Here is a 24,872-nt window from a genome sequence, read left to right on the forward strand (position 1 = left end):
CCTGCTGGCCCGCCGGCGGGACGGATCAGGGGGTGGCCTGCTCCGGCCACAGGGCCCGCACGGCTTCGCTCACCCCGGCCATGAGCGCGGGGTCCAGCACGGCCATGTGGAGGATGTAGCCGGGCAGCAGGCAGACCAGCGCACCGGCGATCTTCTCGGCGGTCACCTCGCCGGGCAGGGCGCCGCTCTCCTGGTGCTCTCGCACGACCTCCGCGAGGTCGGAGCGCATCTGGGCCAGCAGAGTGCTGAACTGCCGGGCCAGCGCGGGATTGCGCAGGGCCTCCGACCAGGCCAGCACGGCGAGCCGTGAGGTGTCCTGTGCCGCGGACCGGGACGTCAGGAGGTCGAGGACCTCCGCGAGGACGGCCCCCACGGAACCGGCGGGCCGGGTCGTGGCGACCGTGTGGACCAGTGCCAGGACGTCGCGCATGTTCTCCTCGGCGATGGCGAGGATCATCTCGTCCTTGCTCGCGAAGTGCCGGTAGACCGCGCCCGCCGAGAGCCCGGACTCCGCGAACAGGTCCTGCATCGACGTCGAGTGGAATCCGTCGCGCAGGAAGCACCGCCGGGCCGCGTCCAGAATCTGGGCACGGCGAGCGTCCATGTACTCCTGGGACACCTTCGGCATGGGGGCATCCTCCAAAGAAAAACGAATGTTCATCTTGACTCGGGATCGCTGAGCCTAGCAGACTGGCTCGCCAGAGAATGATCATTCGTTTTTGGAGGCGGGATCGTGAAGTCCCCGTTGGCGGGAAATCAGTCATGGCGTCGTCTGGCCATCATGGCAGTGGCGCTGCCGCTGGTGATCTCAGTGGCAGTGCTGGCCTATGCCTGGCCCGCGGCGCGCATCGCCCCGCGCGACCTGCCGGTGGGGATCGTCGGCACGAGTACGGCGAGCCAGGGGGTGGTGGAGGGGCTGGCCCACGGCGAGCCGGGGGCCTTCGACTTCCGTCTCTACCCCGACAAGGCGTCGGCGCGTGCGGCCATCAGGGAGCGGGACATCTACGGTGCCTTCGCCGTGACTCCCGGCAGCCTCACCGTGCTGGAGTCCACCGCCGCGAGCCCGACGGTCGCCCAGCTGCTGGACAAGACGGGTGTGCAGCTGGCCGCCCGGGCGTCCAGGGCGGCCGCGGAGCGTGCTGCCGCGGCCGCCCACGACGCGTCCGCGCACGCCAAGTCCCCCCACGCCAAGTCGGCCCGCACCAAGACCGCCGACGCGAAGGGCGGCAAGGCCGCGGCTGCTGCCGGCACGCCGGCGCCGGTGAAGGTGAAGACCGTGGATGTCGTCCGGATCTCGGCGGACGACCCCCGGGGCGTGGTCTTCAGTGCGTCGCTTCTCCCGATGACCATCTGCAGCATCGTCATCGCCCTGGTCGTCGTGCTGGCACTGCGGCTGCGACCCGTGGTGCGTGCCTTGTCCCTGGTCGTGGTGAGCGGAGCGGCGGCCCTCGGCGTCTACGTGATCGCCCAGGGGTATCTCGGCGCCCTGCCGCACGACCACCTGGCGACCTGGGCTTCCCTGGCGCTCACCATCCTCGCCATGAGCGCCACCACCGCCGGGATGGTCACGCTGGTGGGGTCAGGGGGGCTCGCGCCGAGCGCGGCGCTCATGGTCTTCGTCGGCAATCCGTTCGCGGGCAGCACGTCCGCACCGGAGCTGCTGCCCAGGGCGGCCCATGTCATCGGCCAGTGGCTGCCGCCGGGTGCCGGCGCGAGCCTCGTGCGCGGTACGGCCTACTTCGACGGCAGCGACAGTGCGGGCCACGTGGCCGTCCTCGTTCTGTGGAGCCTGCTGGGGCTGACGGCCGTCCTGTTCGGTCACTATGCCTACCCCCTGGAGCGGGGCCCCGTCACCGGCGAGAGCAGGACGGCGGGTCCGAAGGGCCCGGCTCTCGATGCCCCGGCCCCCCTGGTGCCGCCGTCCGTCGAGGACCCGTCCGCGCCGGTGAGCGTCGGAATGCGCGCGCACTCGCACGCCCGGCACGCCGCGGGCGCCTGACCCGGCGCTGAGGGGGCGCGGGCGCCGCGGCCCCGCCCGGCAGCGGCCTCGTGGCCCCGGGCGCCCGGGGGCGCGGCCTCGGGGCCCCAGGGGTTCTGGGGCAGGGCCGGGACAAGGCCGGGCGGCATGTGATCTCGGGTGGACGCGATGCGGTGGGAACCGCCGTCGAAGCGCCGGACGCGGCCGCCCTGGCCCGCTTCTGCGCCGAGCTGCTGGAGCGGCCGATCGTCACGAGGAGCCCGGGACGGCGGTGGTGGCCCCGCCGCAGGGAGCCGTGCACATCGTGTTCCAGGAGGCCGCCGGTCACCGTGCACCGCCGGCCTGGCCGCCGGTGCACGGTGAGCAGCGCACGACGATGCGCTTGGACTTCCAGATGGACGACCTGGACCTGGCGGTGGCCGACGCCGTCGCCCTGGGCGCGACACCGGGCGCGCACCAGCCGCGGGACCACGTCCGTGCCCTGCTCGATCCGGCGGGTCACCCTTTCGGGCAGGTCCTGATCCATCCCGCGTACAACGCCAGGACGAGCGACGAGGCGGCCTACCGCGCGAATCCGGAGACAACGGCATCGCGCTTCTGGTCAACGGGCTCGGCGTCAATCATCCTGAGGTGATCCGCTCGGCCGCCGCGGCTCCACCTGTACGACGTGAAGAAGGACGACACGCACACCTCCTACGAACTGCTCGCCCGGCACCTGGTCCCGCGGGGCACCGTGCGGGTGGCACGAGCCCCTGGGGCGTCCCGACCGGAACCGGGGCGCCCCAGGTCTTGAACGGCGGGCGGTCCGGCGCGGGGTCCGGTACGAGGTTCGGCACGAGCGAGGAAGGGCACCGATGCAGATGCCTCCCGGGGACCGCGGTCCCAGCCCGCGCACCGGCTACACCCGCACGCACTGGGAGGCCGCGGCCGACGCCCTGCTCGCCGCCGTGGAGCCGTACGCAACCCCGGACCGCGCCCTGTACCACCTGCCCGGCGACCACCCGAGCTGGTCGGGACGGCTCTCCGACGGCCTGGAGGGCTACGCGCGCACCCTGCTCCTCGCCGCTTTCCGCCGGGACGAGACCGTGCTCCAGCGGTACGCGGACGGACTCGCGGCCGGCGTGGCGGGCGGCTGGCCGCGCGTCGAGGACCGGAGCCAGCCGCTGGTCGAGGCGGCCTCCGTCGCCCTCGCCCTGCGGCTGACCCGCCCGCTGCTGTGGGACCGTCTCGACGACGCGGTGCGTCAGCGCGCCGCGGTCTGGCTCGCCGACGCGCTCACCGCCGAACCCTGGCCCTGCAACTGGGAGCTGTTCCCGGTGACGGTCGGCGGGTTCCTCGCCGAGGTCGGCCACGAGACGGAGGCCGCGCACCGGGCGGTCGACCACGGCCTGGCCCGTATCGAGGAGTGGTACGCCGGCGACGGCTGGTACACCGACGGCGACGGCCGCAAGTACGACTACTACAACGGCTGGGCGATGCACCTCTACCCGGTGCTGCACGCCTGGCTGGCCGGCGACGAGAAACTCCTCGACCTGTACGGCGGCCGTCTGGAACGCCATCTCGCGGACTACGCCCGGCTGTTCGGCGGCGACGGTGCCCCCATGCACCAGGGCCGCTCACTGACCTACCGCTTCGCGGCCACGGCCCCGCTCTGGCTGGGCGCCCTCACCGGACGCACGCCCCTGCCCCCCGGGGAGACCCGGCGGCTGGCCTCCGGCGCGCTCAGGTACTTCCTGGACCGCGGCGCGGTGGACGCCCACGGGCTGCTGACTCTCGGCTGGCACGGCCCCGACCGCGCCGTCCTCCAGGGATATTCGGGCCCCGCCTCCCCGTACTGGGCGAGCAAGGGCTTCCTCGGCCTGCTGCTCCCCGCGGAGCACGACGTGTGGACGGCGGTGGAGGAACCGGGGCCGGCCGAGCGTACGGACGCGGTCACGCCGATCGCGCCGGCCAACTGGCTCCTCCAGTCCACGAGTTCGGACGGGATCGTGCGCCTGCACAACCACGGCAGCGAGGACGTCCGCTACGACCCGTACTACACCCGGCTCGGCTACTCGACCGTGACACAGCCCTCGGCGTCGAACGACAACAGTGTGATCGTCGGCGGCGATCCGGGCCGGACCGACATCGAGCCGCTGGGCGTCGGCGAGGAGTGGGCGGCCTCGCGGCACACGGCCGGCTCGGGCGCCCGGGTGACGAGCGTCGTACTCGTGCGCGGGGCCGCGGAGGTGCGGGCCTTCCTGGTGGCCGGGGCGGCGCCGGGGACGCCGGTGCGGGTGACCGGCTGGGCCGCACCGGAGGGGCTCCGGGCCGAACTGCTGCCCGCCGTCGGCCTCGACGAGACGCTGAGCGGGGTCACGGGCGAGGGCGCGACCCTGTTCGTCGCGCTGAGCCGGCTCACCGGAACGGCGAACGCCGCGCGGTTGGGGGAGACGGTGACCGTACACGCCGAAGGGGAGCGTGAGGTGACCGTGCTGTGGGCCGGCGGGCCGGGACTGCGGGTCCGCTGGCAGGACGACGGAGTGGCTGTGGAGCACATCGCGCGGGACTGAGCCCGGCCGGACGGCCGGACGCGGGGCGGCGCGTCACGCTGCTGCCCGACGGGGAGCGGCTGCGGGCCGAGCTGATCGGGCAGTTGGAGCACGGCCGTCCGGCCGCCGGTGAACCGACGCCCTTCGCGGTCTTCCTCGACCACGTCCTGCGCCCGTTCACCGCCTACCGGCCGCGGACCGGCCTGCCCCGTCTCACGGTGGCCGCCGGAACCGACTCCCGCGGCCAACTGCTCCACGACACGGCCGAGTCCGTCGCCCGGCACACCGGCGCCGCCTTCGCCGAGATCCCCGGCGGGCACCTGGGCACCGTGCAGCACCCGGCCGGCTTCGCGGACCGGGCCGGGGAGGTCCTGCTCGGCTGACCGTCCCGCCGGCCGGTCAGCCGTTCACCCCCGTGTAGTGGCCGAGCGCCCACCGCCACAGCCCGCGGGACGCCAGGTAGGCGAGCAGGCCGAGGAGCGGGGATCCGGCCGCCAGCCAGTAGGGGACGCCCGTCGCGTGGCCGTGCCCGGTGAGGACCGCGGCCGGGAAGTAGGCGACGAAGGCGAGGGGGAGGCCGTAGGTGATGTTGCGGGCGTTGCGCTCCCGCTCCTGGTACGGCACCACGCCGGCGACCCGGGCGTGGCCGGAGCTCGGGGTGAGGATGCCGGTGAGCATCTTGATGGTGGTCGACTTGCCCGCGCCGTTCGGGCCGAGCAGGGCGAGGAGTTCGCCGGGGGCGACGTCGAAGGTGATGTCGGAGACCGCGTGCTTCTCGACGCGCTCGGGGTTGACCAGGGACCGCAGGGCGCCGGAGAGACCCGGGCGCCGGACGGTGGTGTGGAAGGTGCGGGACAGACCGCGGACCTCGATGCTTGCGGCCACGCTGGGTGACTCCCTCGTTCCGTGCGCGACGTACGGCCGGCCGGTTCGGTAGGCCGACCGGCCGCGGATACGCAACGACGGTCGCAGGGCGCCGAGGGGCCCGGCAATGGATTAAAGGAGCGGCGGGTTGGACTGATCGATCACCGGGAGGCGGACGCGGTACGGCCCGCGCGCGTCCCGCCCCGTTGTCCCACGGACCGCAGCGCCCCCTCCAGCGCGAAGGTGGCCGCGCCCAGGCAGACCGGGTCGGTGGGGATGGGGGACAGGACGATCTCGGTGGCGGCGAACGGCCGTCCGAGCGCATGGAGCCGGACGGCCTCGCGGACCTCGTCGAGCAGCGGTTCACCGAGCCTGCGGGCGACCCAGCTGCTGAGCACGACCAGTTCGGGGTTGAGCAGGTTGACCAGGTTGGCGACCCCGGCGCCGATGTATCGGGCGGTGTCGCGCACCACCCGGACCGCGACCGGGTCACCGTCGGCCACCGCCCGGGCCAGCGCCTCGATCGTGGCCGTCTGGTCGTCGGGGTGCAGCAGCGGACTGTCCGGGCTCGACTCGCGCAGGTTCAGCATGATGCCGGGCGCGCCGGCATAGGTCTCCACGCAGCCGTGGTTGCCGCAGTGGCAGGGCCGCCCGTCCAGGACGAGCGTGGTGTGCCCCCACTCCCCGGCGCTGTTGCTGACCCCCCGGTGCAGCTCGCCGCCGAGCGCGAGCCCGGCGCCGACCCCGGTGCCCAGGTTCACCACCACCGTGTCGCCGCGGCCGCGCGCCGCCCCGAACCACTGCTCGGCCACCGCGCAGGCGCGCAGCGGATTGTCCAGGTGAAGCGGGTAGGCGATGTGTTCGGAGAGCAGGCCGAGCAACGGCACGTCGTGCCAGTCCCAGTTGGGCGCGTACTCGGCGATGCCGGTGTGCCGGTCCACCTGCCCGGGCGCGCTCACTCCGACCCCCAGCACCCGCGCGCCCTCCACCCCGGCCTGGGCGACCACCGAGCCGACGGCGACGGCGACATGGCCGACCACCTGCTCGGGACGGTGCTCGCCGGGCCGCAGGTCCTCCTCGGCCCGGGCCAGCACGTTCAGCGCGAGGTCGAACAGCTCGACGTGGACGTACGTCTCCGCGATGTCGACGCCGATCAGCGCGCCCCCGGAGGCGTTGACCGCCACCAGCCCCCGGGGCCTGCCGCCCGCCGAGTCCTCGAAGCCGACCTCCGTGATCATCCGCAGGTCGAGCAGTTCGCCGACGAGGGTGGCGACCGTGGCCAGACTCAGCCCGGTGACGGACGCCAACTCCTGCCGGGAGGTGGGAGACTCGGCGATGATGTGCCGCAGCACCTCGTAGCGGTTCGCGGTACGGATGTCCCGTGATGTGTGCTTCACACGGCGCAAGGCTATGGGCTGCGGCGGGCTTTCGACAAGGTATTAGGAAAAGGGCTTTATTAAGTCGGTGGCATCGGCTCCGCGGCAGCGCCGGCGCGTCGCGGCCGCGTCACAGAGCCAGCGCGTCGCGGACGAAGGGATTGGCGAACTTCCCGTCCGGGTCCAGGGTCCGGGCCAGTGCGCGGAAGTCGGCGAGCCGGGGGTAGCGGTCGCGGAGCACCTCACCGGGGACGCTGTGCACCTTGCCCCAGTGCGGACGCGGCTCGAACGGCGCCAGCACCTCCTCCAGCAGGCCCACCGCGGGCAGTACGGCCGCCAGGTCGTCGACCCAGGTGAAGTGCAGGGCGACGGAGTCCCGGTCGTGGGCGGGGCTGAGCCACTGCGGATCGGCGGCGATGGTCCGCACCTCGCTGGTCAGCAGTGCGGGGGAGACCGACTGCCGGACGGCGTCGACCGCGTGCAGCGCCTCGACGGCCGTCGACCTCGGCAGCAGGTACTCCGACTGGAGCTCGTCCCCGCTGCTCGGTGTGAACTCCGCCCTGAAGTGCGGCAGCCGCTCGTGCCAGGGCCCGGGCACCCCGAACTGCTCGGTGCAGTTGCCCGCCGGCATCCCCGGCACCGGGTGCATCGCCTCCGTCGCGGGCGCGGCCCAGCCGAAGTCGACGGCCGGCCGGTCGGTGCGCCGCTTCACCCACACCTGCCTGAAGCCGGGCTCCCGCCAGTCGGTGAACAGACTCACGCTGTAACCGGCCCCGGACACGGCCGTGAAGTCCAGCCCGGCCAGTGGAAGTCCGACGTACACCGTCTGCGCGACCCGGTAGGCCGGCTCCAGGTCGAGGGTGAGCGCGGTGACCACCCCGAGCGCGCCCAGCGAGGTGACGGCACCCTCGAAACGGGCGTCGCCGCGGGCGATCGAGATCGATTCGCCGTCGGCGAGGACCAGCTCCACCTCGCGCACGGGCGCCGCGAGCGACCCGTTGGTCACGCCGGAGCCGTGGGTCCCGGTGGCCACCGAACCGGCCACCGAGATGTGCGGCAGCGAGGCCATGTTGGGCAGCGCCAGGCCGTACGCGTCCACCGTCCGGGCCAGTTCGGCGTACCGCACTCCGCCCGCGACCCGGACGGTGCGGGCCGCCGTGTCCACCTCGATCACCGGTGGCAGCCCGGCGATCGAGACCAGCAGACCCTGCGGACCCGGGTCGGCGATGCGGTTGAAGGAGTGTCCGCTGCCCAGCACCCGCACCCGCGCACGGCCCGCCACCAGCGACCGGAGCGCGTCGAGCGAGTCCGGGCGGTGGAATTCCTTGGCCGTGTACGTGATGTTGCGCGCCCAGTTGGTGACCGTCTGCGCCGGATCCGTCATCGCGATCGTTCCATCTCTGTCGTACGCCGCCTCCCGTCCTTCGGGGGAGTGCGTGTGCGTTGACCCTCTCATTCGCGGAGATCTACGGTGGAGACCGGTTGCTGTCCGCGCGTCACCGAGCCGGAAGGCCCCTTCCTTGCCCGAGCGTCTCCCAGCCGTGTTCGCCATGACAGCCGAGAACATTCCGCACGTTTTCCCCCCGGAGGTGCTCGCGCGACTGCGTGCGTGCGTGGACATCGATCCCACCGCGGTGGTCGACGACTTCGCCGACCCCCGGGCCCGGGCGGCGCTCGCCCGCGCCGAGGTCCTCGTCACCGGCTGGGGCTGCCCGACCCTGGACACGGCCGCCCTGGACGCCATGCCCGCACTGCGCGCGGTGCTGCACGCGGCCGGCTCGGTCAAGGGCTTCACCACGCCCGAGGTCTGGCGGCGCGGCATCCTCGTCTCCTCGGCGGCCGCCGCCAACGCGCTGCCCGTCGCCGAATACACCCTCGCGATGATCCTCCTGGCCGGAAAGGACGTCTTCGCCTCCCGCGACCTGCTCCGCAGCCGGCGCGGCCACCCCTACGGCGGCATCGTCCCCGGCATCGGCAACTACCACCGCCGTGTCGGCGTCGTCGGCGCCTCCCGCATCGGCCGCCGCCTCATCGAGCTCCTGCGCCCCCACGACCTGGTGGTGAGCCTCGCCGACCCGTACGTGGACGAGGCGGAGGCCGCCCGGCTCGGCGTGCCGCTGCTGCCGCTGGACGAGCTGCTGCGCACCTCGGACATCGTCACCGTGCACGCACCGCAGACCCCGGAGACCCACCGTCTGGTGGGTGCCCGCGAGCTCGCCCTGATGCCGGACGGGTCGGTGCTGATCAACACGGCGCGGGGCTCGCTGGTCGACCACGACGCCCTGGCCGGGCAGCTGCGCGCCGGCCGCCTGACCGCGATCCTCGACGTCACCGACCCCGAGCCGCTGCCCGCGGACTCCCCGCTGTTCGACCTCCCCAACGCCTTCCTCACCCCGCACCTGGCCGGCTCGCAGGGCAACGAGCTGGCGCGGCTCGGCCTCACCGTCGTGACGGAGGCCGAACGCCTGACGGCCGGCGACGGACTGCGCTACGGGGTCGACCCCTCGATCCTCGAACGGGCGGCGTGACGGCCGTCTCACGGGGTGCCCCTCAGACCTGGCGAAGGGGGTCGGGCGGTGGCGTGGCGGACCCGGGCAGCGGGCCGGGACGTCCACCCCGCGCTCACCGCCGGCCGAGAGGACGGACGAAACGGCGTCAACCGGTATGAATCGCACGGCGTGAGGGGACCCGGCACGGCCGGCGAACGAGCGGGGGCATACCGTGAGGAGTCGAACGCCTGAGTCGGAAGGAGACACGGGATGGGCAGTCGTACCGCGCTGGTCGAGGATCTGATGGAGAGGTTCCCGCACGTACCGAGGGAAGCCGTCTTCAAGGAGGACCTGCTCCGGGGCGGTGTCGCCTTCGACCCGTCGGCCCTGAGCGACAACGAGAGCGGCGAGGTGAAGCCGAAGTCGTACTTCATCTTCTCCTTCGACCACGGCACCCTGCCCGAGCTGGGCGAGGCCGCGCTGCGCCGGCCGCCGGAGGAGATCATCCTCACGGGCGGCCCGTACGACCTGCGGCGCACCGTCGTGTCGGTACGGGTGAACCCCGCCTCGCCGTACCGGGTGGCCGCCGACGCGGAGGGGCTGCTCGGGCTCTACCTCGACGGCAAGCGGATCGCCGACGTCGGGGTGCCGCCGATGCCGGAGTACTACCGGCACAAGCTCGCCAACGGGAAGTCCGTGATGGAGGTCGCCCCCACCATCCAGTGGGGCTACCTGATCTACCTCACCGTCTTCCGGGTCTGCCAGTACTTCGGCGCCAAGGAGGAGTGCCAGTACTGCGACATCAACCACAACTGGCGCCAGCACAAGGCCGCGGGCCGGCCGTACACCGGCGTCAAGGACGTCGACGAGGTGCTGGAGGCCCTGGAGATCATCGACCGGTACGACACGGCGAAGACCTCCACCGCCTACACCCTCACCGGCGGCGCGATCACCTCCAGGCTCCAGGGCCGGGACGAGGCCGACTTCTACGGCATGTACGCCAAGGCCATCGAGGAGCACTTCCCGAACCGCTGGATCGGCAAGGTCGTCGCCCAGGCACTGCCCAAGGACGACGTCCGGCGTTTCAAGGACTACGGCGTGCAGATCTACCACCCCAACTACGAGGTGTGGGACGAGTACCTGTTCAAGATGTACTGCCCGGGCAAGGAGCGGTACGTCGGCCGGGACGAGTGGCACAAGCGGATCCTGGACTCGGCCGAGATCTTCGGCGCCCGCAACGTGATCCCCAACTTCGTGGCGGGCGTGGAGATGGCCGAGCCGTTCGGGTTCAAGACCGTCGACGAGGCGATCGCGTCCACCACCGAGGGCCTGCGCTTCTTCATGTCGCACGGCATCACGCCCCGCTTCACCACCTGGTGTCCGGAGCCGACGACCCCGCTCGGCAAGGCCAACCCGCACGGCGCTCCGCTGGAGTACCACATCCGCCTGCTCCAGGCCTACCGGCAGACGATGGAGGACTTCGGTCTGTCCTCGCCCCCCGGCTACGGCCCGCCCGGTCCCGGCAACGCCGTCTTCTCCGTCAGCTCCTTCATGGACAGTCTGCCCGCGGAGGAACCCACGAAGGTGTGACTCCTGCGGGCCACCGGACACAGGAGGGCGTCAGGCGGATCGCCGGCGCCCTCCTCGGCGTTTTGGAGGGGTCCCGGCCGGGCTGCCGGCTCCCCGCGGCGACCGCGCTTGCCTCCCGGGCCTTGCTGTGCGAGGGATCGAGGAGGACGGTGAGTCGGAACGCGGTTGCGGCGCGTATAACAGCTCGGAGTTGCGGGCCACGGCGGAGCGGCAGACGCCACGCCGGAGACCGGTGATGCGGGTGACGGGGAGGATCCGTGGCACGACCATCGGTAACCGGTTTTGAATAGGCCGCTTGTCCGTTGTGCAGGAGACGTGAAAAGCTCGGGTCCTGCCGCGAGGTTCCCCCCAACTCCATTGCCGATGTGGTGAGTTGACCTCGCTTTTGATGCAGGAGACCCATGCCCGACCTGCCGATCCCCCAGGACGCCGCCGAGGCAGCGCTGTTCTCCGAATGCTGGGACGCGGTGCTCTCCTACGCCGACCTGTGCACGTCCGGCTCTCTGACGGCCAATCAACTGGCCACCGAGGCCTTCGCCCTCGGCATGCGCGAGGCCCGTGACACGGACTTCACCGCCGCCCGCAGCGGCGGACGGCGCTCCGCCCGGCTGCCGATGATCCCGCTGCTGCTCACCGCCGTCCGCAACACGGCCGCCGGCTGGGAGGCGGACGGACTGGGCCACAGACTCGACCCGGACCTCAGGCTGTGGCTCAACTCCGAGAAGGCCGCGCGGTACACGGGCCTGCCCCTGCAGCGGCCCGTCGCGCTGCGCGGCCTGCGCGACATGCAGGAGGCGGACGCCGCACTGCTGTGGCTGGCCGAGGTGGAGGCGCTGCCGCTGTCCTCGGTGGCACGCCGGCTCGGCCTCGACCCGGCCGTCGCCGCCCAGGAACTGGAGCAGGTGCGCGGTCTGTTCCGGGACCGCTGTCATCGCGCGCACCTCGACACACCGATGGCCGCCGAGTGCCGCAGCTACGCCCGCCTCCTGGACGCGGTGACCCGGTCCGCCGCGGCCGACACGCCCGACGACCTCTCCCGGCACCTCGCCACCTGTGTGCAGTGCGCCGAGGCCGCCGCCTGTCTGCGGCTGCACGGCGGCGGACTGCCCGCGGCGCTGGCCGGCGGGGTCATCGGCTGGGGCGGCCTCGCCTACCTGGAGCGCCGCCGCCGCGCGGCCGAGGTGCGGCTCGGCCCCGGCCGCCCGGGCGCCGGCGACCACGACGGCGGCCACCCCAAGGAGGGCACCGGCCGCAGCCGGGTGCTGCGCCACGGGCTGCTCGGCGCGGCGGTCCTGATCTCGCTGGTGGCGCTCGGCGTGTCGATGATGCCGATGGGCAGCGGCGACGGCGACGGCGCGGCCACCGCCTCCCACGACGACCGGCAGCCGGTCGCCGACCCCACCTCGCTGGCCCCGTCCACCCCGCCGCCCGCCACCCACAGCGCCTCCGCCTCCCCGTCCGCGTCGGCCGCCGCGAGCAGGCCTGCCGACAAGAACCCCGACCCGGAGCCGCAGGGCACCTCCACCGCGACGGCGGGCACCGGCGCCGAGGAGACCGGCCACGCCTCGCCGTCTGCCTCGCCATCGCATTCCGCCGCGGCCACCTGCCGGGTCTCCTACGACCTGGTCAACCAGTGGACCGACGGCTTCCAGGCCACCGTCACCGTCACCAGCACCCGGGCCCTGTCCGGCTGGCGGGTCCAGTGGTCCTTCCGGGACGGCCAGAAGGTCACCCAGATGTGGGACGCGAGCGTCAGCCAGAGCGGCGGCCGGGTCACCGCGGACTCCGCCGACTACAACCAGTCGGTCTCCCCGAACGGCACCCTCTCCTTCGGGTTCCTCGGCACCTGGAGCGGCAAGAACACCGCGCCCTATGCCTTCACGCTGAACGGCGGCTCCTGCTCGTCGCGTTGAGCCCGAGTGGTGCCGCGACCGGCGGCCGGGCGGACCCAGGTGGGCGGGTCCGGCCGGCCGCTGACCGTGTGTCAGCCCGGCATTTCGGACGGCCGGGTCAGCACTGCGACTTGTAGAAGTACTTGCTGACCGACGGGTCGCCCATGTTGTCCTTCGTGATCGCCACCATGTTCGTGCCGATCGTCTTGCTCACCGTCTTGTTCTCGAAGGCGGCCGCGAGCTGGTCCACCGCCTGCCGGCCGATCGACGCCGGGTCCTGGGCGACCAGCACCTGGAGGGTGCCCGCCTTCAGCGCGGCGACCTCGTCCGGCTCGGCGTCGAACGCGGCCACCTTCACCTTGCCCTGCTTGCCGGCCTGCTTCAGCCCGGTGGCGATGCCCGTACCGGTGTTGGTGTTGCCCGCGAACGCCCCGCCCAGGTCCGGGTGGGCGGCGAGCGTCGACTGGATCTGGGAGGCCGCGGTGGCCGGCAGGTCGTTGTCGTAGAGCGTCGGCAGCACCTTGATGTCCGGGTACTTGCCCATCTCCTCGGTGAAGCCCTTGATCCGGGCGTCCGTCGTCGACACACCGGGCTTGACGCTGATGACGATGACCGAGCCCTTCTCGTTCATCAGCTTGGCCAGCGCGTCGGCGGCGACCCGGCCACCCTTCTCGTTGTCCGACGAGATCCGGGTGATCCCGACGGAGTCGTCGCTCACCGTCGTGTCCACCAGCGCCACCTTGGTGCCCGCCGACTGGATCTGCTTGAGCGACGGCGTCAGCGCGCTGGTGTCCACCGGCGAGATCAGCAGCCCGTCGGGCCGGGCCGCCGCCACCGAGTCGAGGAGCGGGCGCTGCACCGACACGTCCCACTGCGCGGAACCGTCGGCCGTGAAGTCCATCCCCTTGGCCTTGGCCTCCTGCTGCGCGGCGCAGGTCATGGTGATGTAGAAGGGGTCGCTCTTCACCCCCGTGATCAGCCGGACCTTCTTGCCCTTGGCGCCACCCGCACTCCCCGAGCCGCCGCCGTCGTCCGACGAACCGCATGCCGAGGCCGCGCCGAGGGCCAGCACCGTGCCCACCGCGACCAGCAACCCGCGCCTGCTGCGTATGCTCCCCATCACAGAGTTCTCCTTGTCGTACGCGAACGAGTTGTCCTGGGCGATCGAGTTGTCCTGTGCGATCCCGTGCCGCGCGCCGCGGGCGTGCCCGACGGCGTCATGCGCGTTCCCGGGTCTTCCTGCGCATCTGGTCGACGTAGACGGCCACGACCAGCACGACGCCCACCGCCACGTCCTGCCAGTACTGCTGGACGCCGATCACGATCAGCCCGGTGGTCAGCACCGCCGGGATGAACACACCGATGACCGTGCCCAGCACCGAACCCCGGCCGCCGAAGAGGCTGGTGCCGCCCAGCACCACCGCGGTGATCACCTTGAGGTTGTCGGTGGAGTGCCCGGCGATCGACGTCGTGCCGTACGAGGCCAGCCACATCACGGCGCCCAGCCCGGCCAGCAGCCCCATCAGGCCGTACACCTTCACCAGATGCCGGCCCACCGGAATGCCCGCCCGCCGTACGGCCGTCGGGTTCGACCCGATCGCGAGCGTGTGCTCGCCGAAGCGGGTCGCGGCCAGCACCGCGCCGAAGATCGCGGTCACCACGGCGGCCAGGATCACCATCCAGGGAATCCCGAGCAGCTTGCCGAAACCGAGGCCGTTCTGCAGATGCGTGGAGGCCGCGCCGGCCGGGTCCTGGCCGCCGGTGGCGAGTTCGGCGATCCCCAGCGCCGCGCCCAGCCCGCCCAGCGTCACGATCAGCGGTGGCACCTTGCCGCTGGCCACCACCACCCCCTGCAGCGCGCCCCACGCCGTGCCCACGGCCAGTGCGATCACGACACAGAGCGCGACCGTGCCCCAGCCCGACGCCGGACCGCCGTGATGGATGTTGTACTCACCCGCCGCCACCGCGGCCAGCACCAGCACCGACCCGATCGACAGGTCGATGCCCGCCGTGATGATCACGAATGTCATGCCGACGCCGAGCACCAGGTAGATGGCCGCGTTCACGGCGATCTGGGTGATGTCGTACGTGGTGAAGAACTTGCCCGGCGCCGCGATGGTGAAGAACACCACCAGCGCCAGGAGGATCACGAAGGTCCACAGTTCGTTGAGCGTCGCCGCGCGCCGGAGCCAGTCCGGCATCCCGGCACGGCTGCCCGCGGCCACCGGGGCCTGCTCGCTCTCGGCCGTCATCGTGCGCCCTCCGCTTCCTTGCCCCCGACCGGCCCGTCCAGGGACCCGGTCATCGCCCCGACGAGCTCCTCGATCGTGGTCTCCGCCGCGGTGTACGACGCGACGCGCCGGCCCAGCCGCAGTACCTCCACCCGGTCCGCGACCGACAGCACCTCGGGCATGTTGTGACTGATCAGCACCACGCAGATGCCCCGGTCGGCGACCCTGCGGACGGTCTCCAGGACCCGAGCGCGCTGCACCACCCCGAGGGCGGCGGTCGGCTCGTCCATGAAGATGACCTTGTTGGCGAAGGCGACCGCCCGGGCCACCGCGACGGACTGCCGCTGCCCGCCGGACAACGTTGTCACAGCAGCCGTCACATCCTTGAGTTCCACACCGAGCTCGGCGAAGGCCCTGACCGCCTCCCGGCGCATCGCGGGCCGGTCGAGGATGCCGACCCGCCCGAGCAGGCCTCCGCGCACGATCTCGCGGCCGAGATAGAGGTTGGCCGCCGCGTCCAGATCCGGTGCCAGCGACAGGTCCTGGTACACCGTCTCCACGCCGTGCCGCTGTGCGTCCATCGGCCCGGAGAACCGCACCGGCTCGCCGTCCAGGCGGACTTCGCCGGCATCGGGGGAGAGGACGCCCGACAGGACGTTCACCAGAGTGGACTTGCCGGCGCCGTTGTCGCCGATGAGGGCGACGACCTCGCCGGGGTATGCCGTGAAATCGGCGCCCTGGAGCGCCTGGACGTGACCGAAACGCTTGACCACGCCATGTGCGGTGAGCAGTGGTTCCCTTGCAGAGGCCATGTTGTGCCTTCTGGTTGGTATCGTTAACAGCTTGGCTGATTCTTGGGGCGCCCACAGCGGGGTGTCAAGGGTGGTGCAGCCGATCCCGCGTCGGTCCCCAGGGCCTCTCAACTCCGCGTATTCGCAGGTCTGTTGATATGCCGTCGAGTTGGTAACGTTAACCGGTCGACGCTCAGACGTGACGCAGGTGGAGGACGTGGCGTGGCAGCCACCCGGCCGACCATGAAGGACGTTGCCGCGGAAGCGGGCGTCAGCGCGATGACGGTGTCCCGGGTCGTGAACGGCGATGCGGCCGTCGCCCCGCGCACCGCCGCGCGGGTGGAGGCCGCGGTCCGCAAACTCGGCTACCAACGTGACGACGTGGCCCGCCAGTTACGCCGGACCCACGAACTGAGCCAGACCATAGGGCTGTTGGTCGATGATGTGGCCGACCCCTTCATGGCCGCGGTCGCCTCCGCGGCCGAGGACGTCGCCCGGCAGCGCGGCAGCGTCATGCTCATCGGCTCCAGCCGCGCCGACCTCGGCCGGGAACGCGAGGTGATCGCCGCGTTCACCGCCCGCCGCGTGGACGGCCTGATCCTCACCCCGGCCGCCGGCAGCCACCGCTTCCTGCGCCCCGCGCAGGCACAGGGCACGAAGATCGTCTGCGTGGACCGGGCGGCACCCGGGCTGAACGTCGACGCCGTGGTGGTCGACAACTTCGGCGCGGTGCGCGAGGCGGTCGGGCGGCTGGCGGCGCACGGCCATCGCAGGATCGGCTACCTCGGCGACACCCCGCGGATCTGGACGTTCGGCGAACGCCGGCGCGGGTATCTGGCGGCGCTGGCCGCGGCCGGCATCACCGCCGACCCGGCACTGGTCAGGGACGGTCTGCGGTCGGGCCCGGAGGCGGCCCGGGCCGTCACGGAGATGCTGAACCGGCCCGATCCGCCCACCGCCCTGCTGGCCGGCAACGAGATCCTCGGCTTCGGCGCCCTCACCGTCCTCCCCGCCGGCCTGGCCTTCATCGCCTTCGACGACTTCGCACTCGCCGAGCGGCTGACGCCGCCCGTCACCGTGATCGCCCAGGACCCGGTGGGCCTCGCGACCCGGGCGGCGCATCTGCTGTTCGCCCGCATCCACGGCGACGTCTCACCACCACGCACCGTCGTCATGCCGACCCGGCTGATCGAGCGGGGGTCGGGAGAGCTGCCGGGGCCGTTCGCCGCGTAGCCGGACCGTCCCGGCCGCCGGTCACAGCGCGTCCGGAGAACCGCCGCCCGCCCCGGCCGGCACCGGCACCGGCTCGGCCAGCCGGTGCCGAACCCCTGGAACCCGCTCTCACACGCGGCCCGTCGCCCGTGCCGCGGCGCGCCGTTCCGGGCGGTGTGCCGTAGCTCGCCGGGTCAGCATCACCAGCGTCGTGCCCAGTGCCAGGCCCACGGCCGGCAGGACGGGGAACCGGCCGTCGGGTGCGAACCCCCGCACGGCGAATCGGCTGAGAGCGGCGACGTCCATGGCCAGGCCGAGCCACAGCGGCCAGGCGTGCCGCAGGGCCGCGTCCGGACCCGTCCGTTCGTACAGCACGGTCAGCCCGCTTTCCAGGGGCCGGAGCGCGGACACGACACCGGCCAGGACGACACCGAGCACCAGCAGCCACGGGATCCGCAGCGCCCACCACGCGGGGGACCCGAGCACCGGCTCGGGCGCGAGGCCGGTCAGGTAGAACGCGGCGGCGACCACCAGGACCGGCAGCATGTGCCACAGGTAGAGGGTCATGCTGGTGGCCCCCACCGGGCGCACCACACGCCACACCCGCTCGCGGTCCAGCAGCCGCCGCACCGCCGGCGCGGCGAGCAGACACAGCCCGACCTGGGCCACCACCCACGCCAGCATCGCGGCCGACGGCGGATCGGTGTTGCCGGGGTGCTGCCCGGTCACCAGGATCAGACTGACCGGGAACGGCCCGAAGGCCACGAGCGCCGCGAAGGCCCCCGCACCGCCCGCCGCCATCAGGACCGGCACCAGCCGCCGGGTCAGCAGACCGTCCCGCCAGCAGAAGCCCAGCTGATAGGCGACACCCCACACGAGCACGTAGTTCAGCAGCCCCGCGTACGGCGCGTGCACCGTCACCACGAGCACGTCCACGGCCAGGGCGACCGCCCCCAGCACCGCCGGGACGCGCCCGCCCCAGCGCCGGTGCGCCGCGTGCATCGGCGGTGTCAGGGCGCTGAGCAGCAGGTACACCGGGAGGAACCAGAACTGCATCGCCATCGCCCAGCCCACCAGCGACAGCGTGCCTGCGTCCACGCCCGCCGCCGAACAGACACCGACCGCGAGCAGCACCAGGCCGCTGTACAGGCTCGTCGGCAGCAGCAGCCGCAGCGCCCGCCGCCCCAGCCACCCGGCGGCCGTTCCCCCGGCCGCCCGGTGCCGCGGCCAGGAACCGCCCGCCGCATGACCCCCGGCGAGGAAGAACAGCGGCATGATCTGGAACACCAGGGTCAGCCACTGGGTCCAGGGCACGGTCGCCAGCAGCTCCGGGGCGGTGATTCGTCCACCGGGCTCCCGGACCAGGGCCGTGATCAGCCAGTGGCCGAGGACCACCAGCACGATGGCCCACGCGCGCAGGAAGTCGACGTAACGGTCTCTGCTCATGGCCCGTCATGCTGCCCGCAGCCCCGGCGCCGCATGCCGGTAAGCCCATGCCGCAACCATTTCGTGCCCGGTACGACACCGCCCGCGGTCCGGCACGGCTCCTCGGCCGGCACGGCCCGGAACGCAGCCGGGAAAAAGCGTTGGCGTCCCGGTGCGCGTGCCCTCTAAGGTGAGGTCGCTCGGTGCGGCGGCTCGGATTCGCCGCCGCTGTTGGCCGATTGACGCGCAGGAGGTGTGACCGATGGCTGTCGTTGCGATGGGCGCTGCCCGTGACCAGAAGTTCATCCATTCCACCTCCGCGGCCACCGGCTGACCTACCCGTATTCCCGGGGCCGCCCTGTGAAGGGTCACCCTTGTCTTCCAGCTCCGCTGCTGTCTTCTCCGCGCTCGCTCCCTACGGCTGGGACGAGACCTGGGCGAAGGAGTTCGCCCCCTATGCCGCCGAAGGCCTGCTGGCCGGGCGGGTCGTCCGTGTCGACCGCGGGCAGTGCGACATCGTCACCGCCGGCGGGCCGCTGCGCGCCGACACGGCCTTCGTCACCCCGCACGATCCGCTGCGCGTCGTGTGCACCGGCGACTGGGTCGCCGTGGAACCCGGCGGCAACCCCCGTTACGTACGCGCGTATCTGCCGCGCCGTACCGCCTTCGTGCGCTCCACCTCCTCCAAGCGGTCCGAGGGGCAGATCCTCGCGGCCAACGTCGACCACGCGATCGTCGCGGTGTCCCTCGCCGTCGAACTCGACCTCGGCCGGATCGAACGGTTCCTGGCGCTGGCCTGGGAGTCCGGGGCCCAGCCGGTCGTGGTCCTCACCAAGGCCGACCTGGTCCCGGACCCGGTGACGCTCGCGCATCTCGTCCAGGACGTCGAGACCAGCGCCCCCGGCGTGCCCGTCCTCACCGTCAGCGCGCTGGCGGGGGACGGCCTGGACCTCCTCGTCTCGCTCGTCCGCTCCGGTACGTCCGTCCTGCTCGGACAGTCCGGCGCGGGCAAGTCCACCCTCGCCAACGCGCTGGTCGGCGAGGACGTGATGGACGTCCAGGCCGCCCGGGACGTCGACGGCAAGGGCCGGCACACCACGACCACCCGCAACCTGCTGGCGCTGCCGGCCGGGGGTGTCCTGATCGACACGCCGGGGCTGCGCGGCGTGGGCCTGTTCGACGCCGGGGCCGGGGTCGGGCAGGTGTTCTCCGAGATCGAGGAACTGGCGCAGCGGTGCCGGTTCGCCGACTGCGGGCACGAGAGCGAGCCGGGCTGTGCGGTGCGCCACGCGGTGGAGACCGGGGAACTGCCCGTGCGCAGGCTGGAGAGCTACCGCAAGCTGATGCGGGAGAACCAGTGGATCGTCGCGAAGACGGACGCGCGGCTCCGCTCCGAGATCAAGAAGGACTGGAAGAAGAGGGGGGCGGAGGGGAAGGCGGCGATGGAGGCGAAGCGGGGACGGTGGCGGTAGCGGGATGAGTGCGGGCGGGTGGGGCGGCCGCGCTGCCCTGCCCGTCGGCTCGGTGTCCGATTCCCGCCAGCCCCACCCTCGCTCATCGCTCACACTTGACGAGTGATGGACGAAGAGACCAGGTACGAGGCGGTGCGCAGCCGGGACGGGCGGTTCGACGGCGCGTTCTTCTTCGCCGTGCGGACCACCGGCATCTACTGCCGTCCCAGCTGCCCCGCCGTCACCCCGAAGCGGCACAACGTCCGCTTCTTCCGCACCGCCGCCGCGGCGCAGGGCTCGGGTTTCCGGGCCTGCCGCCGGTGCCGGCCGGACGCCGTGCCGGGATCCGCCGAGTGGAACGCCCGCGCCGACGTCGTCGGCCGGGCCATGCGGCTGATCGGCGACGGCGTCGTGGACCGGGAGGGGGTCGGCGGCCTCGCCGGCCGGCTCGGCTACAGCGCCCGCCAGGTGCAACGGCAGCTCACCGCCGAACTCGGCGCCGGCCCGGTCGCCCTCGCCCGGGCCCAGCGCGCCCACACCGCACGCCTGCTGCTCCAGACCACCGAGCTGCCGATCACGGAGATCGCGTTCGCGAGCGGCTTCGCGAGCGTGCGGCAGTTCAACGACACCGTCCGTGACGTGTACGCCACGACCCCGAGCGGGCTGCGCGAGGCGGCGCCCGGTGGCCGGGGCGCCCGGCGCGGCTCGCCGGCCGCCGGGATCCCGCTGCGGCTCGCCCACCGCGGCCCCTACCAGGCCGGTCCCGTCTTCGACCTGCTGGAGCGCGAGGCCGTACCCGGCATCGAGGAGGTGGTCGGTGCCCTGGGTGCCCGCACCTACCGCCGCACCCTGCGACTTCCCTACGGCCATGCCGTCGTCGCCGTCGAGGAGCGGACGGGTGGCGCCAACGGCGGTGCCCGTCCCGGCGGCTGGCTCGACGCCCGGCTGCGGCTCACCGACCCGCGCGACCTGACCACCGGCGTACAGCGGCTGCGGCGGCTGTTCGACCTCGACGCCGACCCGTACGCGGTCGACGAGCGGCTCGCCGAGGACCCACGGCTCGCCCCGCTGGTCGCCGCCCGGCCGGGGCTGCGCTCGCCCGGCACCGCGGATCCGGCCGAGGCCGCGGTACGGGCCCTGGTCGGGACCGGGGGCGCGGAGCGGCTGGTCCAGCGGTACGGGAAGGTGCTGGACGCGCCGGCCGGCAGCCTCACCCGCCTCTTCCCGGAGCCCGCCGTGCTTGCGGGCGCGGAACCGGGGGGCACCCTCGGCGCGCTCGCCACCGCGCTCGCGGACGGCGCCGTACGGCTGGACCCGGGCGCCGACCGGGACGACGCGGTGGCTGCCCTGCGCGCGCTGCCCGGGATGCGGCCGGAGGTGGTCGCCGAGATCCGCGTCCGCGCGCTCGGCGACCCCGACGTGGCCGGGCCGGGCCGGGACGTACCGGAGGGCTGGCGGCCCTGGCGGTCGTACGCCGCCCGGCACCTGCTGGTGGAAGGAGAGCTGAGGAACTGATGGGTGACACGTACTGGACCCGGATCGCGTCGCCGGTCGGGGAGTTGCTCCTGACGGCGGACGGACGCGGGGCCTTGACCTCCCTGTCCGTCCCCGGGCAGAAGGGCGGCCGGAGCGTGGAGGCGGGGTGGCTCGCGGACGCGGGGCCCTTCCGGGCGGCCGAGCAGCAGCTCGCCGCGTACTTCGCCGGTGAACTGGAGGAGTTCCGCCTGGAGTTGAGCACCCACGGGACCGACTTCCGGGAGCGGGTGTGGAGCGCGCTGGACGGTGTTCCGTACGGGGGGACGACGACGTACGGGCAGATCGCCGCGCGGATCGGGGCGTCCAGGGCGGCGGTTCGGGCGGTCGGCGGGGCGATCGGGGCCAACCCGTTGCTGATCGTGCGGCCTTGTCACCGGGTGATCGGGGCGGACGGATCGATGACCGGGTACGCGGGGGGACTTGAACGCAAGGTACGGCTGCTGACGCTGGAGGGAGTGGTGGGCCGGGGCTGAGACGCCCCGGCAGGAGCGCGGGCAGCCGCCTGCCGCCCGCCGTTCAGGGGTGCCGTGCCGCCGGGCACGCGCTGCGCCAGCCGAGTGGTGCCCCCGGTCGAGTTGCTGCCCCGCACGGCATCCGTATGTCACCTTCCCCTCCAGTGGACCTAGGGAAGGGCAGGTGCGGATGCGCAAGGTCGGGCGGGTCCTCGGCGCGGCGCTGCTGATCGCGGTGGGTACGACGGGGCGGGCCGGCGCCGAGTCCGGCCCCTCGCTCTGGGCGGGGAGCTGGGAGGCCGCGCCCTCCGGTACCGTCCCCGCGGTGCCCGGGGCCGCCTACCGCAATGTCGTCCATCTCAGCGTCGGAGGCAGCGCGGTACGGATCCGCGTCAGCAACCGGCTCGGCAGCGCGCCGCTACGGCTCGGCGCGGTCACCGTAGCGCTGCGCCGGGGCACCGGCCCCGACGCCGTACCCGGGTCCATGCGCGGCGCCACCTTCGGCGGAGCCACAACCGCGGCCGTACCGGTCGGACAGGACCTGGTCAGCGACCCGGTGCCGCTCCCCGTCCCGGCCGCCGCCGACCTGCTGGTCACCGTCGAGACGCCGGGGGACCCCGGCCCCGCCACCTATCACCGGGTCGCGCTCCAGACCAGCTACCTCGCCGGGCGCGGCACCGGCCGGGCCGCCGACGAGCACGGGGACGCGTTCACCCGGACCACCGGGAACTGGTACTACGTCACCGGTGTCGACGTGTGCGCCGTGACCCTCGGCACCGTGGTCGCCTTCGGCGACTCCCTCACCGACGGCAACGGCTCCAGCTTCGGCACCAACCACCGCTGGCCCGACCGCCTCGCGGAACGGCTGCGCCCCTTCCGGATCGGCGTCCTCAACGCCGGGATCTCCGGTAACCGGCTGCTGCTCGACAGCACCGGGGGACCGGGCGCCCTGAACCGGCTGGACGCCGACGGGCTGACCCGGGCGGGTGTCCGGGCCCTGGTCCTCCTCGAAGGCATCAACGACATCAAGGGCACCCCCGAGGCGACCGACCCCGACGACTTCGTGCGGGCGTACCGGACGGTCGTGGCCCGCGCCCATGCCCGAGGGATCCGGGTCGTGGGCGCGACGCTCACGCCCTACGAAGGGTTCAGTGGCTACACCGACGCCCGGGAGGCCGTACGGCAGCGGGTCAACGCGCTGATCCGCACCCGGCACGTCTTCGACGCGTACGTCGACTTCGACGCCGTCGTCCGTGACCCGCAGCGGCCGACGCGGATCCGGCCCGGCTACGACCCCGGCGACCATCTGCACTTCAACGACGCGGGCATGCGCGCCCTGGCCGCCGCCGTCCGCCTCGTCGACCTGCTCTGAGGCCTCAGCCGCCCCGGACCACCGCCACCAGCCAGCCCGCCGCGACCAGCAGGCAGGCGAACAGTTCGGCCAGCACGCTGGAGCCGCCCGCTTCCATCGTCGTGCGCAGTGCGGCCAGCGCCTCGGCGCGGCGGCCGAGACGGAGGCGTTCGTGCAGGTAGATCCCGGCCATGAAACCGGGGATCGCGCCGATCACGGGGAGCAGGACGAAGCCGAGGACGGCGCCCGTCCCGGCGTACACGCCCATGCCGGCGGTGGCACCGCCCGCCCGCAGCCGGCGCGGCGGCAGGGTCCAGCGGACCACCTGGGCGAGCAGCAGCACGACCGAGGCGCCGACCAGGACCGCCCAGGCCACCGGGCGCGGGTCGTACAGCGCCCACCACAGCATGGCGGCCCACACCAGCCACGAACCCGGCACGCCCGGCACCAGTACTCCGCACAGGCCGAGCACCAGCACCAGGCCGACCAGCAGGAGTTCCCCTGCTCCCATCTGCCCAGGGTGCCGCGCGGGTCAGTCCCGGGCCACCCAGCCCCGCTCGTAGGAGTGCCAGCCCAGTTGCAGCCGGGTCGTCACCCCGGCCAGCTCCATCAGCCGTTTCACCCGGCGCTGCACGGTCCTGAGGCCCAGGTCGAGCTGTTTGGCCACGCTCGCGTCGGTCAGCCCGGCCAGCAGCAGCGACAGCACCTCCAGATCGGTGGGGTCGGGGGCGTCCGGCCCGTCCTCGGTCACTCCGGACGCGCCCAGGCGCAGCGGCAGAGCCGTCCGCCACACGGACTCGAACAGTTCGGACAGCAGCTCCAGCAGGCCGCTGGCGTGCACCACCACCGCGGCGGGTTCCGAGGTCCGGGAGGTGAGCGGGACCATCGCGAGGGCGCGGTCCGCCACGACCAGCCTGGTCGGGACCCGGTCCACCACCCGCACCTGCTCGTCCCGGCCCAGTGCCGCCGTCAACTCCGTGATCCCGTACGGCAGATCGAGCACCGCACGCTCCACCACCACCCGGTAGCGCACCCCCCGGCCGGCCGCCTGCTCCTCGGCCTCGTTCTCCACTCCGGAGACCACCGTCGGGTTGCCGGTGACCAGTGCGCACACCTCGTCGGCGGCGCCCAGCTGGAGCTGGAGGAACCGCTGGGCGACGGCCGGGGCGCCGGTCACCACCTCCACCAGGTCGTGCACCGCCGGCTCGGCCGCCGCGGCCCGGTACTCCTCGGCGAGCAGCGCCGCCGCCAGCTCGGCCTTCTCCAGCTCGTGCCGCTGCCGGGTGAGCAGCGCGCCCAGCGCCACCCCGGGCGGCGCGGCCACCCAGCGGCCCGGCCGGCCCGAGGACTGGGCCGCGAGGCCGTGCCGCTCCAGCCGGCGCAGCGCATGCTCGGTGTCCGGCTCGGCCAGCGTCAGCCGCCGCGCCAGATCGGGCACATCGGCGGCGCCCACGGAGACCAGCGTCCGGTACGCCGACTCGTCCTTCTCGTCCAGACCGAGCGCTGCCAGCATCGACCCGCGTTCCTCCCTTGAAATCGAGCCCCATGGCGGGAACCGGCCACGGCGCAAACCCGCCGCAGCACATCATCGCCGTACCGGCGGTCACTCTGCCAAGATCACGTCACCACGGCACCTTCACCGGGTATCCGGATCCGCGATTCACGGGTGGTCGCAAGGAACACCCGTCACCATCTGGCCTCCG

At 73.0% G+C, this 24,872-nt stretch carries 21 protein-coding genes and 2 pseudogenes; 12 read left to right on the forward strand and 11 right to left on the reverse strand.

All coding sequences use genetic code 11. The features are described 5' to 3' along the window. Positions 1-25 precede the first annotated feature (25 nt). Positions 26-661 carry a TetR/AcrR family transcriptional regulator gene (locus ACZ4O3_RS02090; protein WP_384993433.1) on the reverse strand — a complete coding sequence of 212 codons (636 nt, stop codon included), beginning with the start codon at positions 659-661 and terminating at the stop codon, positions 26-28. Positions 662-781: 120 nt separating this feature from the next. Here ACZ4O3_RS02090 and ACZ4O3_RS02095 point away from each other — a divergent pair, with 120 nt between their 5' ends. The 4 genes from ACZ4O3_RS02095 to ACZ4O3_RS02110 all read left to right on the forward strand — a co-directional run bounded on the left by ACZ4O3_RS02095 (position 782) and on the right by ACZ4O3_RS02110 (position 4,892). Continuing rightward, the gene (locus ACZ4O3_RS02095; protein ID WP_467720833.1) at positions 782-1,999 is read left to right on the forward strand and encodes an ABC transporter permease; all 1,218 of its coding nucleotides are present in this window, start codon (positions 782-784) and stop codon (positions 1,997-1,999) included. Between the two features lie 274 nt (positions 2,000-2,273). Beyond that, complete coding sequence (locus tag ACZ4O3_RS02100; RefSeq protein ID WP_467721001.1) at positions 2,274-2,612, forward strand: VOC family protein; 339 nt, start codon at positions 2,274-2,276, stop codon at positions 2,610-2,612. 220 nt (positions 2,613-2,832) lie between these two features. Beyond that, positions 2,833-4,530, forward strand: a complete 1,698-nt coding sequence (locus ACZ4O3_RS02105; RefSeq protein WP_467720834.1) for a DUF2264 domain-containing protein — start codon at positions 2,833-2,835, stop codon at positions 4,528-4,530. Between the two features lie 83 nt (positions 4,531-4,613). Then, positions 4,614-4,892, forward strand: a complete 279-nt coding sequence (locus ACZ4O3_RS02110; protein ID WP_467720835.1) for a hypothetical protein — start codon at positions 4,614-4,616, stop codon at positions 4,890-4,892. Positions 4,893-4,908: 16 nt separating this feature from the next. Here ACZ4O3_RS02110 and ACZ4O3_RS02115 read toward each other — a convergent pair. The 4 genes and pseudogenes from ACZ4O3_RS02115 to ACZ4O3_RS02130 form a co-directional block, all read right to left on the reverse strand. Then, positions 4,909-5,097, reverse strand: a pseudogene (locus tag ACZ4O3_RS02115) (ABC-2 family transporter protein); the annotation flags it as partial. Next, a pseudogene (locus tag ACZ4O3_RS02120) lies at positions 5,095-5,394 on the reverse strand (ATP-binding cassette domain-containing protein); the annotation flags it as partial. The pseudogenes ACZ4O3_RS02120 and ACZ4O3_RS02115, both read right to left, overlap by 3 nt. A 140-nt stretch (positions 5,395-5,534) precedes the next feature. After that, positions 5,535-6,770, reverse strand: a complete 1,236-nt coding sequence (locus ACZ4O3_RS02125; protein ID WP_467720836.1) for an ROK family transcriptional regulator — start codon at positions 6,768-6,770, stop codon at positions 5,535-5,537. Positions 6,771-6,879: 109 nt separating this feature from the next. Next, a complete protein-coding gene (locus ACZ4O3_RS02130) occupies positions 6,880-8,133 on the reverse strand; it encodes an FAD-binding protein (protein WP_384993456.1) in 1,254 nt (417 codons plus the stop codon). Between the two features lie 136 nt (positions 8,134-8,269). On the opposite strand from ACZ4O3_RS02130, the gene ACZ4O3_RS02135 reads away from it, so the two are divergent. From ACZ4O3_RS02135 to ACZ4O3_RS02145, 3 genes are all read left to right on the forward strand, one after another. Then, on the forward strand, positions 8,270-9,277 hold the full coding sequence (locus ACZ4O3_RS02135) for a hydroxyacid dehydrogenase (RefSeq protein ID WP_362724131.1): 1,008 nt from the start codon (positions 8,270-8,272) through the stop codon (positions 9,275-9,277). A 231-nt stretch (positions 9,278-9,508) separates the two neighbouring features. Then, positions 9,509-10,828, forward strand: coding sequence for a radical SAM protein (locus ACZ4O3_RS02140; protein WP_467720837.1), 1,320 nt, complete (start codon positions 9,509-9,511; stop codon positions 10,826-10,828). A 401-nt stretch (positions 10,829-11,229) separates the two neighbouring features. Next, a complete protein-coding gene (locus ACZ4O3_RS02145; RefSeq protein WP_467720838.1) occupies positions 11,230-12,741 on the forward strand; it encodes a cellulose binding domain-containing protein in 1,512 nt (503 codons plus the stop codon). A 97-nt stretch (positions 12,742-12,838) separates the two neighbouring features. Here ACZ4O3_RS02145 and ACZ4O3_RS02150 read toward each other — a convergent pair whose 3' ends face one another. From ACZ4O3_RS02150 to ACZ4O3_RS02160, 3 genes are all read right to left on the reverse strand, one after another. After that, positions 12,839-13,840: an ABC transporter substrate-binding protein gene (locus ACZ4O3_RS02150; protein ID WP_362728598.1), complete on the reverse strand. Its 1,002-nt coding sequence runs from the start codon at positions 13,838-13,840 to the stop codon at positions 12,839-12,841. Positions 13,841-13,937: 97 nt separating this feature from the next. After that, a complete protein-coding gene (locus ACZ4O3_RS02155; protein WP_362728600.1) occupies positions 13,938-14,972 on the reverse strand; it encodes an ABC transporter permease in 1,035 nt (344 codons plus the stop codon). After that, a complete protein-coding gene (locus ACZ4O3_RS02160) occupies positions 14,969-15,763 on the reverse strand; it encodes an ATP-binding cassette domain-containing protein (RefSeq protein WP_362728602.1) in 795 nt (264 codons plus the stop codon). Before ACZ4O3_RS02160 ends, ACZ4O3_RS02155 begins: the two co-directional genes overlap by 4 nt. A 201-nt stretch (positions 15,764-15,964) precedes the next feature. Here ACZ4O3_RS02160 and ACZ4O3_RS02165 point away from each other — a divergent pair, with 201 nt between their 5' ends. Continuing rightward, a complete protein-coding gene (locus ACZ4O3_RS02165; protein WP_467720839.1) occupies positions 15,965-16,975 on the forward strand; it encodes a LacI family DNA-binding transcriptional regulator in 1,011 nt (336 codons plus the stop codon). Positions 16,976-17,083: 108 nt separating this feature from the next. On the opposite strand, the gene ACZ4O3_RS02170 is transcribed toward ACZ4O3_RS02165, so the two are convergent. Beyond that, complete coding sequence (locus tag ACZ4O3_RS02170) at positions 17,084-18,400, reverse strand: acyltransferase family protein (RefSeq protein ID WP_467720840.1); 1,317 nt, start codon at positions 18,398-18,400, stop codon at positions 17,084-17,086. Positions 18,401-18,753: 353 nt separating this feature from the next. Here ACZ4O3_RS02170 and rsgA point away from each other — a divergent pair, with 353 nt between their 5' ends. The 4 genes from rsgA (at position 18,754) to ACZ4O3_RS02190 (ending at position 23,190) form a co-directional block, all read left to right on the forward strand. Then, a complete protein-coding gene (gene rsgA / locus ACZ4O3_RS02175; RefSeq protein ID WP_362731369.1) occupies positions 18,754-19,851 on the forward strand; it encodes a ribosome small subunit-dependent GTPase A in 1,098 nt (365 codons plus the stop codon). A 105-nt stretch (positions 19,852-19,956) separates the two neighbouring features. Beyond that, positions 19,957-21,345, forward strand: a complete 1,389-nt coding sequence (locus tag ACZ4O3_RS02180; RefSeq protein WP_467720841.1) for a bifunctional transcriptional activator/DNA repair enzyme AdaA — start codon at positions 19,957-19,959, stop codon at positions 21,343-21,345. Further along, positions 21,345-21,839, forward strand: coding sequence for a methylated-DNA--[protein]-cysteine S-methyltransferase (locus tag ACZ4O3_RS02185; RefSeq protein ID WP_467720842.1), 495 nt, complete (start codon positions 21,345-21,347; stop codon positions 21,837-21,839). Before ACZ4O3_RS02180 ends, ACZ4O3_RS02185 begins: the two co-directional genes overlap by 1 nt. Before the next feature lie 169 nt (positions 21,840-22,008). Beyond that, positions 22,009-23,190 (forward strand): SGNH/GDSL hydrolase family protein, encoded by a 1,182-nt coding sequence (locus ACZ4O3_RS02190; RefSeq protein ID WP_467721002.1) that lies wholly within the window; start codon positions 22,009-22,011, stop codon positions 23,188-23,190. 4 nt (positions 23,191-23,194) lie between these two features. On the opposite strand, the gene ACZ4O3_RS02195 is transcribed toward ACZ4O3_RS02190, so the two are convergent. Continuing rightward, complete coding sequence (locus tag ACZ4O3_RS02195; RefSeq protein WP_362731681.1) at positions 23,195-23,680, reverse strand: DUF456 domain-containing protein; 486 nt, start codon at positions 23,678-23,680, stop codon at positions 23,195-23,197. 21 nt (positions 23,681-23,701) lie between these two features. Beyond that, positions 23,702-24,682: a helix-turn-helix domain-containing protein gene (locus tag ACZ4O3_RS02200; protein WP_384993484.1), complete on the reverse strand. Its 981-nt coding sequence runs from the start codon at positions 24,680-24,682 to the stop codon at positions 23,702-23,704. Positions 24,683-24,872: the final 190 nt, after the last annotated feature.

This window comes from Streptomyces sp. NPDC026515, assembly GCF_055567595.1.